The 895-nt window shown below is 73.6% G+C and carries 1 protein-coding gene; it reads right to left on the bottom strand.

The features are described from left to right. Positions 1-20: 20 nt before the first annotated feature. Positions 21-895 (bottom strand): CaiB/BaiF CoA transferase family protein (locus AC1D01_RS36775; protein WP_477874758.1); only part of this gene is annotated, 875 nt, incomplete at its 5' end.

Below are 895 nucleotides of genomic sequence, written 5' to 3'. Positions count from 1 at the left end.
GCGGGGGGAGGCTTCGTCAGTTAGAGGACGTCCTGGCGGCGCAGCTCGGCGCGCTCGGCGTCGGACCATCCGAGCTCGGCCAGCACCTCGTCGGTGTKCTCGCCGAGCAGCGGCGGCGCGCGGCGGTACTGCACCGGCGTGCCGGACAGCTTCATCGGGCTGGCCACCACCCGCAGCGTGTCGGCCAGCGGGTGCGGCATCGGCACCGTCATGCCGCGGGCCTGGACCTGCGGATCGGCGAAGACCTCGGCCAGGTCRTTGATCGCGCCGCACGGCACCTTGGCGGCCTCGAGGGCGGACAGCCACTGCTGCTTCGACCGGGCCCGGACGATCTCCTCCAGCAGCGGCACCAGCGCCGCGCGATGGCGCACGCGGTCGGCATTGCGCGCGAAGCGGGGATCGGCGGCCAGCTCCGGCCGGCCGGCCACCTCGCAGAACTTCGCGAACTGGCCGTCGTTGCCGACCGCCAGGATCAGGTGGCCATCCGAGGTCTCGAACACCTGGTAGGGCACGATGTTCTGGTGGGCGTTGCCGGCCCGCCGCGGCGCGGCGCCCGTGGCGAGGAAGTTGGCGCCGAGGTTGGCGAGCATCGCGACCTGGGTGTCGAGCAACGCCATGTCGACGGCCTGGCCCTGGCCGGTGGCATCGCGGTGGCGCAGCGCGGCCAGGATCGCGACGCTCGCGTACATGCCGGTGAAGAGATCCGCCACCGCGACGCCCACCTTCTGCGGGCCGCCGCCGGGCAGGTCGTCGCGCTCGCCGGTCACGCTCATCAGGCCGCCGATGCCCTGGATGGCGTAGTCGTAGCCGGCGCGCTCGGCGTAGGGGCCGGTCTGGCCGAAGCCGGTGATCGAGCAGTAGACGAGGCGCGGGTACAGCGCGCGCAGCGCCGCGG

It is taken from the genome of Rhizobacter sp. P3_B12, from assembly GCF_056402895.1.
The sequence above is the reverse complement of the archived record's forward strand: the minus strand, read 5'-3'. Positions and strand labels throughout refer to the sequence as shown.